Source organism: Corynebacterium ciconiae DSM 44920, from assembly GCF_030440575.1.
GTDB classification, from domain to species: domain Bacteria; phylum Actinomycetota; class Actinomycetes; order Mycobacteriales; family Mycobacteriaceae; genus Corynebacterium; species Corynebacterium ciconiae.
Genome location: NZ_CP047189.1, coordinates 756,692 through 770,898, shown reverse-complemented (window position 1 = coordinate 770,898; position 14,207 = coordinate 756,692). Strand labels below are relative to the sequence as shown.

General features: G+C 61.6%; 13 protein-coding genes. 5 read left to right on the top strand and 8 right to left on the bottom strand.

From position 1 onward, the window contains the following. Positions 1-200: 200 nt before the first annotated feature. Positions 201-908, top strand: coding sequence for a PAQR family membrane homeostasis protein TrhA (trhA, locus tag CCICO_RS03385; protein WP_040357218.1), 708 nt, complete (start codon positions 201-203; stop codon positions 906-908). Here the strand turns inward: trhA and CCICO_RS03380 are convergent. Further along, positions 905-2,395, bottom strand: coding sequence for an MFS transporter (locus CCICO_RS03380; RefSeq protein WP_018019060.1), 1,491 nt, complete (start codon positions 2,393-2,395; stop codon positions 905-907). The genes trhA and CCICO_RS03380 overlap by 4 nt on opposite strands. 90 nt (positions 2,396-2,485) lie before the next feature. Between CCICO_RS03380 and CCICO_RS03375 the strand changes: the two genes are divergently transcribed. After that, the gene (locus CCICO_RS03375) at positions 2,486-3,034 is read left to right on the top strand and encodes a TetR/AcrR family transcriptional regulator (protein ID WP_018019059.1); all 549 of its coding nucleotides are present in this window, start codon (positions 2,486-2,488) and stop codon (positions 3,032-3,034) included. Here the strand turns inward: CCICO_RS03375 and CCICO_RS03370 are convergent. The 5 genes from CCICO_RS03370 to CCICO_RS03350 all read right to left on the bottom strand — a co-directional run bounded on the left by CCICO_RS03370 (position 3,031) and on the right by CCICO_RS03350 (position 9,099). Continuing rightward, positions 3,031-3,693: a hypothetical protein gene (locus tag CCICO_RS03370; RefSeq protein ID WP_018019058.1), complete on the bottom strand. Its 663-nt coding sequence runs from the start codon at positions 3,691-3,693 to the stop codon at positions 3,031-3,033. The genes CCICO_RS03375 and CCICO_RS03370 overlap by 4 nt on opposite strands. A 130-nt stretch (positions 3,694-3,823) precedes the next feature. After that, positions 3,824-5,356, bottom strand: a complete 1,533-nt coding sequence (gene glpK / locus CCICO_RS03365) for a glycerol kinase GlpK (RefSeq protein ID WP_018019057.1) — start codon at positions 5,354-5,356, stop codon at positions 3,824-3,826. A 39-nt stretch (positions 5,357-5,395) separates the two neighbouring features. Next, positions 5,396-6,133, bottom strand: coding sequence for an MIP/aquaporin family protein (locus tag CCICO_RS03360; protein WP_026161333.1), 738 nt, complete (start codon positions 6,131-6,133; stop codon positions 5,396-5,398). A 2-nt stretch (positions 6,134-6,135) separates the two neighbouring features. After that, positions 6,136-7,860: a glycerol-3-phosphate dehydrogenase/oxidase gene (locus CCICO_RS03355; protein WP_018019055.1), complete on the bottom strand. Its 1,725-nt coding sequence runs from the start codon at positions 7,858-7,860 to the stop codon at positions 6,136-6,138. Between the two features lie 699 nt (positions 7,861-8,559). Next, on the bottom strand, positions 8,560-9,099 hold the full coding sequence (locus CCICO_RS03350) for an NUDIX hydrolase (protein WP_018019054.1): 540 nt from the start codon (positions 9,097-9,099) through the stop codon (positions 8,560-8,562). 135 nt (positions 9,100-9,234) lie between these two features. On the opposite strand from CCICO_RS03350, the gene thrC reads away from it, so the two are divergent. Next, positions 9,235-10,665, top strand: coding sequence for a threonine synthase (gene thrC / locus CCICO_RS03345; RefSeq protein WP_018019053.1), 1,431 nt, complete (start codon positions 9,235-9,237; stop codon positions 10,663-10,665). A gap of 52 nt (positions 10,666-10,717) precedes the next feature. Then, positions 10,718-11,074, top strand: a complete 357-nt coding sequence (locus tag CCICO_RS03340) for a YbaN family protein (RefSeq protein WP_026161332.1) — start codon at positions 10,718-10,720, stop codon at positions 11,072-11,074. 41 nt (positions 11,075-11,115) lie between these two features. Here CCICO_RS03340 and CCICO_RS03335 read toward each other — a convergent pair whose 3' ends face one another. Beyond that, on the bottom strand, positions 11,116-12,378 hold the full coding sequence (locus tag CCICO_RS03335) for a glutaminase (protein WP_018019051.1): 1,263 nt from the start codon (positions 12,376-12,378) through the stop codon (positions 11,116-11,118). Positions 12,379-12,510: 132 nt separating this feature from the next. On the opposite strand from CCICO_RS03335, the gene CCICO_RS03330 reads away from it, so the two are divergent. Continuing rightward, a complete protein-coding gene (locus CCICO_RS03330) occupies positions 12,511-13,782 on the top strand; it encodes an MFS transporter (RefSeq protein WP_018019050.1) in 1,272 nt (423 codons plus the stop codon). Here the strand turns inward: CCICO_RS03330 and CCICO_RS03325 are convergent. Continuing rightward, positions 13,779-14,204 carry a hypothetical protein gene (locus tag CCICO_RS03325; protein ID WP_018019049.1) on the bottom strand — a complete coding sequence of 142 codons (426 nt, stop codon included), beginning with the start codon at positions 14,202-14,204 and terminating at the stop codon, positions 13,779-13,781. The genes CCICO_RS03330 and CCICO_RS03325 overlap by 4 nt on opposite strands. Between the last annotated feature and the right edge of the window lie 3 nt (positions 14,205-14,207).

The following is a 14,207-nucleotide window of genomic DNA, read 5'->3' as shown; positions in this document are numbered from 1 at the left end:
GAAGGGTGTCAATAGCCCACCCCCCTACTGGGGCCAAATACCGCTTCAGCTGCAGTTTTGTGAGTGACCTAGCTCGCATTGCCGCCGATTGGGGCCCTGTTTAAGCTGAACCCACCCTCGGTCGCTGAGGCTTCAACTAAGCACAGGCATACAGTACCTACTCTCATCTGCTGAGCCTTCTCAAAAAGAAAGGCGCCCCCGTGCATTCCCCTACAGTGTCGGTATATCGCACCCTCGCCTATCGCGGCGAGCGCCCACGCGGGCGCGGCTGGGTCCACGCGGTGGCAGCGCTGCTGGGTATCGTCGCAGCAACTGCGCTGACCACCTACGCCTGGATATTCCTGAGCCCCACCCAGGCGATCAGCGTGGGCATCTACGGGGTGGGCATGGTGGCGCTGTTTAGTGTCTCGGCTACGTATCACTTAGGCCAGTGGCGCACGCCCGCCACGGTGGTGCGGTGGCGGCGGGCCGATCACTCCACCATCGCGGTGTTTATCGCCGCCACATACACCCCGTTGTGCGTGCTGAGCGTATCCGCGCCGACTCGGACGTGGATGCTGGCCGCCGCATGGATTGGAGCAGGGGCATCGCTTGCACTATCCATGCTGTGGATTGATCATCCTCGTTGGCTCGATGTCGCGGTCTTCCTTATCCTCGGCTGGCTGGTAGTGCCGATCATCCCACAGCTGATTGCCGCCACCAGCATGACCGTGGTGGGGCTACTCGCTGCCGGCGGGGTGGTCTCCTCCCTCGGGGCCGTGGTTTATGGACTGAAACGGCCTGGCCGGCACGCCCGCTACATCGGCTATCACGAGTATTTTCACGCCGCCACGGTGGTGGCAGCCGCAGTGCACTACGCCGCAGTGTGGCTCGTGGTGAGCAGCCACACTCCGGCGCCATGCTTTTAACCCTTGGGGCGCAGAGTGAAAAACGCCATGGTTGCGGTCGCGCCCATGAGCACTACTGCGATGGCGGAGGTGACCACTACACCGGAATCGAACGCGGCCCGAGCAGACTCTGCCAATGCGGCTCCTACCTCTCCGCCATAGGACTCGGCGGTGGCGATGGCCCCGCCGAGGGTATCGCGGGCGGCGTCAGCTTCGGAGCCTGTGATGGCGCTAGGCACTTGAACATTGCTGCGGTAGACGGCATTGACCACTGAGCCCAAGAAGGCAGTGCCCAGCACCGCGCCTACCTCATAAGCGGTTTCGGAGATGGCCGATGCTGCCCCAGCCTTCTCTGGGGGTACCGCTGAGAGGATGAGGTCATTAGAGATCGTCTCTGCCGTTCCCACTCCAATACCGATAACCATAAAGGCGAGCACGAGCCCCACATCCGAGTGTGAACGCCCAGACAACAGCACCAAGAGATAGCCCACCCCGTTGAGCACGAGGCCGAAGGTGACGAGCAGGTGGGCGTCGATACGCATGGAGGCCTTGACCACCAAAAGTCCGGCGATGATCGTGGCGATCATGCCCGGCACAAGCAGCAACCCAGCCACCATTGGGCTGTGGCCGCTGACCAGCTGGAAGTGCTGGGAGATGAAGTACAGCAGCCCCACCAGGGACAAAATGGCGAAGAGATTCGCCAGCACGGCGCCCGTGAACTGCCCCACACCGAACAAACGCATGTCGAGCATCGGATCGGCACTGGAGAGCTGGCGGCGGACGAATAGAGTGCCGCAGAGCAGGCCCAACCCGGCGGCCACGAGCAGCTCCCAGCCGAGGCCGGCAGTGCCGACGTTTTTAATCGCCAGCACGATGGGCCCCATGGTGAAGAAGGCGAGCAGGATAGACAGCACGTCCAGCGGGCCTGGGTGCGGATTGCGGGATTCAGGGATCCACAGCGGCCCCAACACAATCAAGGGAACGAGCACTGGGATGGCCATGAGAAAGACCGAGCCCCAATAAAAGTGTTCGAGCAACACGCCGCCAACGACGGGCCCGATCGCAGCGCCTCCGGAAAATCCTGCTGCCCAGATGGCGATGGCGAGGCGACGCTCCGTGGGGTTGCTAAAAATATTACGAATCAACGACAAGGTCGCCGGCATAATCATGGCGCCGAAGAATCCCATCACGGCACGGGAGGCAACCAGCAGTGCGGCGCTGGGCGCTAGGGCGGCCACCACCGAGATGGCCGCGAAGCCGGAGCAGCCAATGAGCAGCATGCGGCGACGACCCACGCGATCGCCAATGCTGCCCATGGGAATGAGTAGCCCGGCCAAAACGAGCGGATAGATGTCCACCAACCACAGCAGCTGCGTTCCCGTCGGGGTCAGCTGCGAGGAGATCTCCGGCAGGGCGAAACTGAGGACCGTGTTGTCGATGGAGACAAGCAGCACCGGCAGCATGAGCACGGCCAGTGCCTTCCACCTATCTTTCTGTTCTTGAGTCATAGCGACAATCAATCTAACAGACCATAGCTAAACCGTCCAGCCGGTACAGTTTCGCTGGTAAATGGCGTGGCGCTGCGCTAGTATTGCGGCATGTCCGCACGAGAAGCTGTCCTAGATGCCTATGAAACGCTCCTCATCGAGCGCGATGATCAAGCAGCCACCATCGAAGCCATCGCCAAGGCCGCGGGAAAATCCAAGGGCGGGCTGCTCTACCACTTCCCCAGCAAGCAGGCCCTCGCCGACGGCCTCATCGAGCGTCTTCAGCGCCGCACAGGCGACGATATTGCCAACATGCGCGCCGCCGATGAGGGCGCCGTGCACTACTATCTGCGCACCTCCGCCGTGACAGACGATTATTTCGGCCGCACGCTCATGGCCGTCACGAAAATCGGCGCGCGCCAAAGCAGTGCCGTGGAGCACGCCCTATCGATGGTGCAGGAACGCTTCCTCGCCGAGCTCAAGCTCCACTGCCCCACCGAAAACGCCGCGATCGCGGTGCTACTTCTCGGTGAGGGCCTCTACTACAACGAGATCAATTCCGGCTTCTGTTCCACCGCTAAACGCGATGTAACCGACGAGGTGCTCGCCGCCGCGTCTACGCTTATCGACGCCACCTCGCCGGACTCCCCCACCTCTTAGGCCGGGGCAGTGATGTGAATATTCTCGAGCAGCTCGTCGCGCAGCTCTGCCGGAACCGGCTCGCCGGATTCATCAATCACGGTGACCACGAGGCTGATCGAGCCTTGCTCGAGGGGAACCACAATCATCTTTGCTTCCTGCACCACCTTTGTATCGAGCATGGTGGTGTTGTAAGTCATGTTCTTCGCCGGATACCCGCACACCTCGGGGGCATCCTCCACCTTCAGGTCGCCGTCCTGGGAAAGCATGTTCAGCGTGTCCACATACTGTTGGAAGGCCTCATCTGGGCCAACCTCAACGGTGCCGCCCACAACGCTGGCGTTGATCTGTCCGGAGCTGAGGGACAGCAGAATAGAGTCCGATTCAGCCTCTTCGTTCCGCTCCCACCCCTCGGGCATGGGCATTGCCACGCTGTAGCCGGTTTCTCCGACCGTCACCTTGGCGCTGGGGCCATCGATTGGGGCGCACTCCCCGTCCTGCTTCTTGTTCTCAGTCTTCTCCCCTGATCCTTCCTGGCTCTCAGGCTGGGAGGACTCAGCGGAGCTGGAGCTGGGGTTGGAGGACTCAGCGGAGTTATCGGCATCAGAACCGCAGGCTGCGAGCGGCACGATAAGCGCGGTGGTGGCAAGGGCAGCGAGTGTCAATTTGATCGGACGCATAGTTTAATATCGTACCGCGCCCACCGGAGACCAAGGCAAGGCAAAGCCCCGCCCACGGTGGCTATGAGTGCGAATGCTCACCGTGGACGGGGCTTATAACTATTCCCTCACACACTGTCCCGTGCGGAGATTAGTTCTCCTCCGGGACCTCCCAGTTATAGGAGCGCTCCACAGCGCGGTTCCACTCGCTGTAGAGACGATCAACCTCTTCTTGCGGCATGGAGGGGCTCCATGTCTTCGCCTCAGAGGACTGGTCCTTCAGTGCTGCCAAGTCTTCCCAGAAGCCGACACCCAGACCGGCGGCGTAGGCCGCACCGGTAGCGGTGGTCTCCACGTTCTTCGGGCGCACCACCTTGGTGCCCAAGATGTCGGACTGGAACTGCATGAGCAGCTCGTTCATGGTCATGCCACCATCCACGCGCAGGTTGGTGATCTCCACCCCGGAGTCGGCCACCATGGCGTCCGCAACCTCGCGGGTCTGGAAGGCAGTGGCCTCCAGCACGGCGCGGGCGATGTGCTTGCGGTTGGTGAAGCGAGTCAGACCAACGATCACGCCGCGAGCATCGGAACGCCACCGCGGGGCGAAGAGACCAGAGAACGCGGGCACGATGTAGACGCCGCCATTGTCCTTGGCCTCACGAGCGAGGTTCTCCACTGCCGGGGCATTCGGAATGAGCTGCAGATTATCGCGCAGCCACTGCACCAGGGAGCCACCCATAGAGACCGAGCCCTCCAGCGCGTAGACGGGCTTTTCGCCCTCAAGCTGGTAGCAGACGGTGGTGAGCAGGCCGTTCTCGCTCAGCTGCGGCTTGGTGCCGGTGTTGAGCAGGAGGAACAGGCCGGTGCCATAGGTGTTCTTGGCATCGCCGGCACGGAAGCAGCCCTGACCGAACATGGCGGCCTGTTGATCGCCCAGGATGGCCTTGATCGGCACCCCGGACATGGAGCCACGGGCACGCACGGCACGGAAGTCGCCCACCGAGGGACGAATCTCTGGCAGCATGGCCATCGGAATGTCCATGGCCTTGCAGAGCTCCTCGTCCCACTGCAGGGTCTTCAGATCCATGAGCAGGGTGCGGGAGGCGTTGGTCACGTCGGTGGCGTGCAGGGCCTCTTGTCCGTCATCGCCCTCGGCGCCACCGGTCATGTTCCACAGCAGCCAAGTGTCGATGGTGCCGAAGAGCAGCTCGCCCTTCTCGGCACGCTCACGGGCGCCGTCGACGTTATCGAGGATCCACTTCACCTTCGGGCCGGCCGGGTAAGAGTTGATCAAAAGACCGGTCTTTTCCTGCCACTTGTCGGCGGAACCATCGCCGATCAGCTTGTGGCAGATCTCGGTGGTGCGGGTGTCCTGCCACACGATGGCGTTGTAGACGGGCTCACCGGTGTTCTTGTCCCACACAACGGTGGTCTCGCGCTGGTTGGTGATACCGACAGCCAGGATGTCTTGGACGGAAATGTCCTGGTTGGCCAAGGCGCGGCCCACGGCGCGGCGGGTGTTGTCCCAGATCTCCTTGGGGTCGTGCTCCACCCAGCCCTTCTGCGGGAAGTACTGCTTGTGCTCGTACTGGCCCACAGAAACCTGGTTGGCGTCGTGATCAAAGATGATGCAGCGAGTGGAGGTTGTACCCTGGTCAATCGCGGCAATGTACTTGGTGGACATATATGTTCTCCAATACTGGGGTGATGGGGGAAAAGTGGACTACATGACGGTGGTCATGAGACCAACGACGAGGGCTGCAAGCATCGGGGCAACAACGGGAACCCAAGCGTAGCCCCAGTTAGCATCAGCCTTGCCCTTGATGGGAAGCAGGAACGCGTAGGCGATACGGGGACCAAGGTCACGGGCCGGGTTGATCGCATAACCGGTGGGAGTACCGAGCGACATACCGATCGCGATCACCACGAAGGCCACGGCGAAGTAGGTCAGCGGACCAAGCTCGCCACCAGCGGGACCCCAAGCGATGAAGGCCAGCAGAACGAAGGTTGCCACGAACTCAGTGAAGGCATTCCAGCCATTCTTCGGATGCACCGGGCCGGTGAAGAAGATGCCACCGGTGACGCTGTTGGCGTCGGTGTTCTCGCCGTTATCGTCCAGCGAGTTGGCGTCGAAAAGCTGCTTGAAGGTGAGGTAGCAGAGCACCGCGCCGAAGATGCCGCCGAGCATTTGGCCAATGATGTAGTAGGGAACCAGATCCCAGGGGGTGGAACCGTTCAGGGCGAGCATCAGCGTCACAGCCGGGTTGAGGTGACCGCCCGAGACATCTGCCACGGAAGCGCCCACGAACACGGCCATACCCCATCCGATGGCTATGAGGACCCAGCCGGTGTTGCGGCCACCGGAGGTGCGCAGCGTGTTAACTGCGCACACGCCATTACCAAGGAGCAGAAGCAGCGTGGTGCCCAGGAACTCCCAGCCCAACGCTTGGGTTGCTGTGATCATTAGATATCTATGCTTTCGTCGATGTTGGTTCGGGGATCGCCGGCCTTGATCATGTAGTCGGTGGCGGCAGAGTCAGTGAGAGCCTTCTCGGCGTTGAGCTCAGCTTCGACGCGGGTGCGGAAGCTTTCCAGCTCGGCGTTGAGGGTGGCATCATCCCAGCCCAGGTGCGGGGCGATGAAAGTGGCGACAGCCTCGGCGGCAACGGTGCCGCGGTCGTCGTACTCCATGGCCACGCGCAGGCGGCGGTTGAGCACATCCTCCAGGTGCAGCGCACCCTCGTGGGTGACGGCGTAGAGCACCTCGGCCCAGATGTAGCCTTCGGCACCCTCAATGGGCTTGAGTAGCTCCTTGTCCTCGGCAGCCGGGGCCAGCACCTCCTCGTAGAGGGAGCCATAGCGACCGAGCAGGTGCTCGATGGTCTTCGCCGGCAGCTCGTGGCGAGCAGCCAAAGCATCCACCTGGTTAGCCAGGGCGTGGTAGCCATCGGCGCCCAGGATCGGGGTGTGATCCGTGATGGATTCCGGCACCTGCTTCGGGATATCGCCGATGGCGAGATCCACGGCGTCCTTACCGATCACTCGGTAGGTGGTGTACTTACCGCCGGCCACGGAGATCAGGCCGGGCAGGTCGCGGGCAACAGCGTGGTTACGGGACAGCTTGGTGGTGGTGTCGGAAGAACCGGCCACCAGTGGACGCAGACCGGAGTAGACGCCCACAATGTCCTCATGGGTGATCGGGGTACGCACGCGGTCATTGAGCTCGGTGAGGATGTAGTCGATGTCCTCCTTGGTGGGAGCCGGATCCGGGCGGCCCTCGGTGTACTCGGTGTCGGTGGTGCCGACGATCCAGTACTCGCCCCACGGAATCACAAAGAGCACAGACTTCTCGGTAACGAAGCACAGGGCGGCGTCGGACTCGATCTTGTCCTTCGGCACCACAATGTGCACGCCCTTCGAGGCGTGAACGGAGAACTTGCCCTCAACACCGGCCATCTTGTGGATGTCGTCATTCCACACGCCGGTGGCGTTGATGAACACGGAACCGTGCACGCTGGTCTCGCGGCCAGTGTCGGTATCGCGCAAGGTAGCACCCACGACGCGGCCATGCTTCTTCTCAAAGCCGACCACCTGGGTGGAGGTGCGGATGGTGGCGCCATACTCGGCGGCGGTGCGCAGCACCGTCATGGTGTGGCGGGCGTCGTCGACAAGCGTGTCGTAGTAGCGAATACCACCAACAACGGCGTCTTCCTTCAGCGCGGGCACGACCTTCAGTGCGCCCTTGCGGGTGTAGTGCTTCTGCATGGGGACAGTCTTGGCGCCGCCCATGAGATCGTAGAGCGTGAATCCGCCGAACATCATCACGCGCTCCCACACGCGGTTGGTCAGCGGGAAGAGGAACTTCAGCGGCTTGACCTGGTGCGGAGCCAGAGTGGACATGTTCAGCTCACGCTCGCGGAGAGACTCAGCCACGAGACGGAAGTCCAGCATGGCCAAGTAGCGCAGGCCGCCATGGAACATCTTGGACGAGCGCGAGGAGGTACCTGCGGCGAAGTCGCGGGTCTCGATCACCGCAACCTTCAGACCACGGGTGGCGGCGTCCAGAGCGGCACCGGCACCAACCGAGCCACCGCCAATGATGACGACGTCAAACTTCTCTGAACCGAACTTCTCCCAAGACTGCTCGTAATACTCGGGGTTGAGTGCTTGCTTCGACGTGGAAGCCATTAGGAATTCACGACCTTTCCGGCCCGTCGACGCCTCGTGTTGTGCTCGCCGTGGAGGCGAGCTTCGGCGCATCGGTGGAGGCCAACAATGGGTTGATGTGAGGGGACAGTGAGGAAGTTAGGAAAGCTCTAACACTCTCATCGACTCGGACACTGAGCCCTGATGTCAAAGTCCAGAGTAACAGCGGCCAACCCACCCCAAAAGGGTGCTTATGCTTAGCGCGACAAAGCAAGGATCGGACCTAACACCATTGTTGCTGGTAGCAGGATCACCCACACCTAAGATGTGACATCAGATGTGTCCTGAGTCACATTAACCTGCTAAGTTACGGTGGCGTCACCACCCCTTTTCGGGGTGCATATTTCCCCCATCGTAAATCCCGAAACTACGGAATCGTAACCAAGTTCTAGCTGCGGTTTTAAGAAATTCATCCCATGTCCCCAAGGCTAAGCTACGCTAGCGTAACGGGCCATACCCCCGCCCCTGGGGAAGCGATCACCGCCATGCCTGAACCCAAGCTACCAATCGGTAAGCAGACATACATGTCCTGTCACTTTGCACCCCATTACCCCCTACCATCACCCCTAAACCCGAACCCTTTATGTCTATTTTGGCCACCGCTTGACCCCTCCCCCACAGGGCCACACAACGGCGATCTCACGGTCGGTGTAAAGCAGCTGAATAGAGGTTCTCAGGCGTTTAGAAGGCAGGCTTATCGCGTTTGTGATAGCCCATGCGAGGGCTATAGCCCTGGGGGCGGCGTCGTTGCGCAACCGCGTCCGCAATCAACAATCGAAAGCGCGGTGCCACCGAAGACGGTAACTGGGCAATACTGAACCACCCGACGTCCACCGATTCCTCATCCCCTACCGCCGGGTCTGCCTCCCCCACCAGCTCCAAGCGATAGGCCGTATCAATATAGGAGGTGACATCGCCATTGGGATAGGTCACAGGCCCCACCGCCCCGCAACCAAGCAGAGCCACCACGCGGGCGTCGAGACACGTTTCCTCCTTCACCTCGCGTTCGGCGGTGGTGGTGGGCTCCTCGCCGGGATCAACGATGCCAGTGACCGGAGTCCACGCGCCGCTATCAGCGCGGCGGACTAGCAACACCTCGGGGGCGTTGAGAAAGGAACCGGTGGTGGAATCGCGCAACACGATGGCCGTGACTCCGGGTAGTAGCAGCGGCTCGTGGCCGATTTTTTCACGAAGCGAAACAATGAAATCAGGTGTGGGCATAACGTCTAACTCTACCCTCGCACACTGGGTGAATATCCGCCCCGCCGAGCTGCTTCCCCGCTTCAGGGGAGCTGCACCCCACCACGAGAGGGTGGGAAGTTTTGCTCCCTGCACCAACACCCTAAGCTGGGTGAGGTGCACTACATTTCTACTCGCGATACCTCGGCCACCCCCTACAGCTTCACCGATATTCTCCTCGGCGGGCTTGCCCCCGATGGCGGCCTCTTCCTGCCTGAGAGCTACCCCCAGCTCAGCGATGAGCAGCTCAGCCAGTGGCGGCGCGTGCTGAACAACGACGGCTACGCCGCCCTCGCTTTTGAAGTTCTGCAGCTGTTTGTGGATGACATCCCCGCTGAGGACCTGCGGGGTATCTGCGAGCGCGCCTACACCACTCCCAAGTTCTCCGATCCGGATATTGTGCCCGTGGTAGAGCTCGGAGATAACTTGCTATTGGGGCGGCTATCTATGGGCCCCACGGCCGCGTTTAAGGACATGGCCATGCAGCTACTGGGCGAGCTTTTTGAATACGAGCTCACCCGGCGCGACCAAGCGCTGAATATTGTGGGCGCTACCTCTGGCGATACGGGCTCTTCTGCGGAGTATGCGATGCGTGGCCGCGATAATATCCGCGTGTTCATGCTCACCCCTGCTGGGCGCATGACCCCATTCCAGCAGGCCCAAATGTTCGGGCTCCATGATGAGAACATCTTTAATATCGCCCTCGATGGAGTCTTTGATGACTGCCAAGATGTGGTGAAGGACATCTCGGCGGATGCCGATTTTAAGTCCACTCGTTCGATCGGGGCGGTCAACTCCATCAACTGGGCTCGACTCATGGCGCAGGTGGTGTACTACGTCTCCTGCTGGATTCGCGCTACCTCCTCCAATGAGCAGAAGGTGTCCTTTTCTGTGCCCACCGGAAACTTCGGCGATATCTGCGCGGGCCATATCGCCCGCTCGATGGGCCTGCCCATTGACAAGCTCATCGTGGCGACTAACGAGAATAATGTGTTGGAGGAGTTCTTCCGCACCGGCGACTACCGGGTGCGTAGCTCTGCTGAGACCCACGCCACCTCCTCGCCGTCGATGGATATCTCCAAGGCCTCCAACTTTGAGCGCTTCATCTTCGATCTGCTTGATCGTGACGCCACCGCTACCGCGGAGCTGTTCGGTACCAAGGTGAAGCAGGGCGGCTTTTCGCTCAGCGAGCATCCTTGCTTCGCTCGCGCCGAGCGCGACTATGGTTTCTTGGCCGGCACCTCCACCCACGCCGACCGGCTCGAGACTATCGCCCGCGTCTACCGCGACTATGGGGTGCTCATTGATCCCCATACCGCCGACGGGGTGGCCGCCGCCGAGCAGAACAGAGATGCCACCGACTGCCCCATCATCTGTTTGGAGACCGCGCTGCCGGTGAAGTTCGCCGAGACGATCACCGAAGCTATCGGCTCCGCCCCCGCCCTGCCGGAGCGTTTTGCCGGGATCGAGGACGTGGAGTTTCGGGTTGTCGATATGCCCAATGATGCGCAGCGGGTGAAGGATTTCATCGACGAGCGTCTCGCCTAAGCCGATCGGCATATATTAGCCTTGCCTAAAGCACCCTTGTTAGTATGCAAGGGTGCTTAAGTTTATGCTGCGGGCGGTCGGCGTGATCGCCACCGGATGCGGAATTATTGGCGTGGTGCTGCCGCTGTTTCCCACCACCCCATTTTTGCTCCTCGCAGCCTATTGCTTTGCGCGGAGCTCGCCACGGATGCACGACTGGCTGCTCTCCCATCCGCAGCTCGGGCCGTACATCACCAACTACCGTTCCGGGGCGATGAGTAAGCAGCACAAGATCTTTACTCTCGGCACCATCTGGCTTGCGGTGGCGTTGACCGTTTGGCGCCTCGACCACGTTCTCGTCTACACCATCTTTCCACTTGGCGCGCTGGCGATGACGTGGCATATCTCCAGGCTGACCACGGCCCGCTGACTATGGCCGCGGAGCCGCGGCGCCTCGGTAGCAGCGGGCAGTTAGCGGCGGATGAGGCCGATATCGGTGACCACTTCGAAGCACTCTTCCCCGCTGAGTGAGGACTGATCCACTTGTGAATCGGGGTCGATGATCATCACCCGGTGGCCTTCTTCGCGCACGCGACGTAATCCCTCGAGCAGCATGCGCTCGGCCACGGGGGCGAGCGAGATCACGCGCGAGATGTCTACCGCAAACAGCGGCCCGCGGATCTCGCGGGTACGCATGGCGTGCAAGAAGGCCTCGCCGGCGGAGAAGTTGAGTGTTCCCTGCAGTTTAAGCAAGGAGATGTCTCCTTCTTGGACGAGCTCGCGCACCGCGTGTACGCCGCGCCTGTCGGTGGACATCAGGTGCAGGCCCCAGTCGCGAGACAGCCGCTGGAACACTTTGCGACCGAGCACCGAGTTGCCGTTGACATCCAGTGGTGGGGAGAAGGTGGCGATGCCCAGCTGCCCGGGCAAACAGCCCATCATCCCGCCCGAGACTCCCGACTTGGCAGGAATACCCACCGATGTCATCCATCGACCGGCCGCATCGTACATACCCGCCGATGCCATCACAGCGAGCGTTTGGTGGCACACGTCCTCGCTGACCACCTGTTCACCAGTCAGGGGCTGGACCCCACCATTAGACAGGGTGGCGGCCATGACTGCGAGGTCCCGCACGGTGACATTGATGGAGCATTGATACACATAGGAAACGACGGCATCGTGCGCGTCATCGCCGATGATGCCGTAGGAGCGCAGCATGTGCGCAATGGCGAAGTTACGATCCGAGGAGTCCAGCTCCGAATACGCCACCGCCATATCCACGCTGAGTTCCCGGCCGGCTAGGCGGGAGAACTGGGAAAGGATTTTCTCTACGCGCTCTTCGATAGTGGAGTCCTCGCCGTTGATCAGCTGATTGATCGCGATGGCCCCAGCGTTGATCATGGGGTTGACCGGCCGGTTCGTGGGGGTGTCAAGTGACAACTCGTTGAAGGCCTCGCCTGAAGGTTCCACGCCGACGGTCTCCAGCACGGCCTGCAGGCCTCGCTCCTCGAGGGCGAGGGCATAGGCGAAGGGCTTAGACACGGATTGCATCGAGAACTCGTGCTCAGCATCGCCGGCGCAATAGATGCGGCCGTGCGAGGTGCACAGGCCGATCGCCTTGTGCTCGGGATTGGCCTGCGCCAGCGCCGGAATATAGTCAGCTACCTTGCCTTCCTCGTCGTATTCGATGGAGTCGAGGGCAAGCGCCAAATAGTCGTGAATAGGGGTAGACATGCTGAGCTCGAAAGCCTTCCTTGGGTGCTGCGGGGCAAAGCGCGGACATTCTTGACACTACCAACGCCTGGCGGCGGCTCCCGCGGACCCATGTTCATGACGGATTTTGAGGCAACACTATCGTGGTGACTGATGAATTCTTCCGATGCCTCGTCATCTTCTCGCCCACACACCGACCCCGCCGAGCCCGCCACCCAGCGGCGGGCACTTGTGGTCTGGCTTGCCGCCGTGGTGGTCTACATCGTGGCCATCATGGGCCGTGGCTCCTTTGGGGTGGCCAGCGTGGAGGCCTTTGAGCGTTTCTCCATTTCGGCCAGCGGCTTGGCGGTGTTTACCGCGGTGCAGATGGGCGTGTATGCGCTCTCCCAGATTCCCACAGGGGTGTTAATTGATCGCTTCGGGGCGCGTCGGCTGCTGGTGGCCGGTGCACTCGTGATGGCTAGCGGTCAGCTTCTTCTAGCATTGAGCACCAGCTATGCGGTGGCGATTGGGGCGCGAGTACTGGTAGCCATGGGCGATGCCACCGCGTTTTTATCAGTGATGCGCATCATCCCGCAGTGGTTCCCTCTGCACCGTGCCCCCATTTTCACGCAGCTCACCGCCGCTTTAGGGCAGGTGGGACAGTTTTTGTCCGCGGTGGTTTTCCTCGGCATCCTCCACGCCGCGGGCTGGGAGGTGGCCTTCATCTCCCTTGCTGCGGTGGGTGTGCTGGTGGCGCTTGCCGCCTGGGTGGCGATCAAGGAGCCGCCGCGCCGGCTGGTGAGTTCCACTCAGCCGTTGCGCGCCAGGCTAGCCACGGTAGCCACACACCCCGCCTGCTGGCAGGGATTTTTCATCCACGGCATCGGCCTATTCCCCCAAGTGGTTTTCACGCTCACATGGGGCATGCCGCTGATGACACTCGGCATGGGACTCAGCCCCCAGGTGGCTGGCTGGGTGCTGGTGGTTAACACCGTGGTTCAGGTGCTCGCCGGCCCCCTACACGGAGTAATATCCGCCCGTTTCGGGGCCACGCGCTGGATGTTGGCGCTGATCACCTCGGGGGCGACCATGGCGCTGTGGGCGGTGTTCTTCCTCAGCTCCTCCCCGCGCGGGGTCGTCTGGATCGTGGCGATCAACGTGGTGATGGGCGCGCTCGCCCCCGTGGCCAATTATGGTTTCGACCAGGTACGCGAGGCGGTGCCGCACGAGGTGCTGGCGACCGGCACGGGGCTGGCGAACATGGGCGGCTTCACCGCTGGGATGATCGTTGCCCAGGCCTATGGCATGCTTCTCGACGTCGCCTCCACGGACAGCAGCAGCTACACCTGGGACGATTTCCGCTTCGCTGGGTTGGCCGCCCTCATCGTGTGGGCACTCGGGGCAAGCGCCTTGTTCTGGGCGCGCAGTCGCGAAAAGCGCTAGCGCGAGGTGGGGCCACCTCGGCCGCGCAGTAGCGCATCGAGCACACTGTGCACCGCCTGATCACCGAGAGTTTGACGCACCGCGTCATACACCTTGCCGGCATCGAAGCTGGTGCCTCGCGGAAACTCGATCCGCTCCTCCCCGTTGCCCCCGGTGGGCCCAGGATTCTCCGTAGGCCCTGGGGTCTCGGCCGGTCCAGGCTCATCCACCTCCTCCGGCTCGATCACCTCTTCCTGGGCGCCAGCGGCGAAGGGGGACTCCGCAAGCCCGCTGTATTCCACGTACAGCTCGCGGGTGTCATCATCAATGACCAGCCCCTCATCCCCAGCCACATCGAGGGTGCGGAGGGTATCTGCCAACTCGATGAGATCACTGACTGTGGCGGTGTCGAGATCAAGCCCGATTCGCATAGAAATACTCATTAC

Bases quoted from the DNA above. Each gene is read 5' to 3' on its own strand.
- CCICO_RS03380 (WP_018019060.1), bottom strand. From the start codon at position 2,395: ATGACTCAAGAACAGAAAGATAGGTGGAAGGCACTGGCCGTGCTCATG.
- CCICO_RS03375 (WP_018019059.1), top strand. From the start codon at position 2,486: ATGTCCGCACGAGAAGCTGTCCTAGATGCCTATGAAACGCTCCTCATC.
- CCICO_RS03370 (WP_018019058.1), bottom strand. From the start codon at position 3,693: ATGCGTCCGATCAAATTGACACTCGCTGCCCTTGCCACCACCGCGCTT.
- glpK (WP_018019057.1), bottom strand. From the start codon at position 5,356: ATGTCCACCAAGTACATTGCCGCGATTGACCAGGGTACAACCTCCACT.
- CCICO_RS03355 (WP_018019055.1), bottom strand. From the start codon at position 7,860: ATGGCTTCCACGTCGAAGCAAGCACTCAACCCCGAGTATTACGAGCAG.
- CCICO_RS03350 (WP_018019054.1), bottom strand. From the start codon at position 9,099: ATGCCCACACCTGATTTCATTGTTTCGCTTCGTGAAAAAATCGGCCAC.
- CCICO_RS03335 (WP_018019051.1), bottom strand. From the start codon at position 12,378: ATGTCTACCCCTATTCACGACTATTTGGCGCTTGCCCTCGACTCCATC.
- CCICO_RS03330 (WP_018019050.1), top strand. From the start codon at position 12,511: ATGAATTCTTCCGATGCCTCGTCATCTTCTCGCCCACACACCGACCCC.
- CCICO_RS03325 (WP_018019049.1), bottom strand. From the start codon at position 14,204: ATGAGTATTTCTATGCGAATCGGGCTTGATCTCGACACCGCCACAGTC.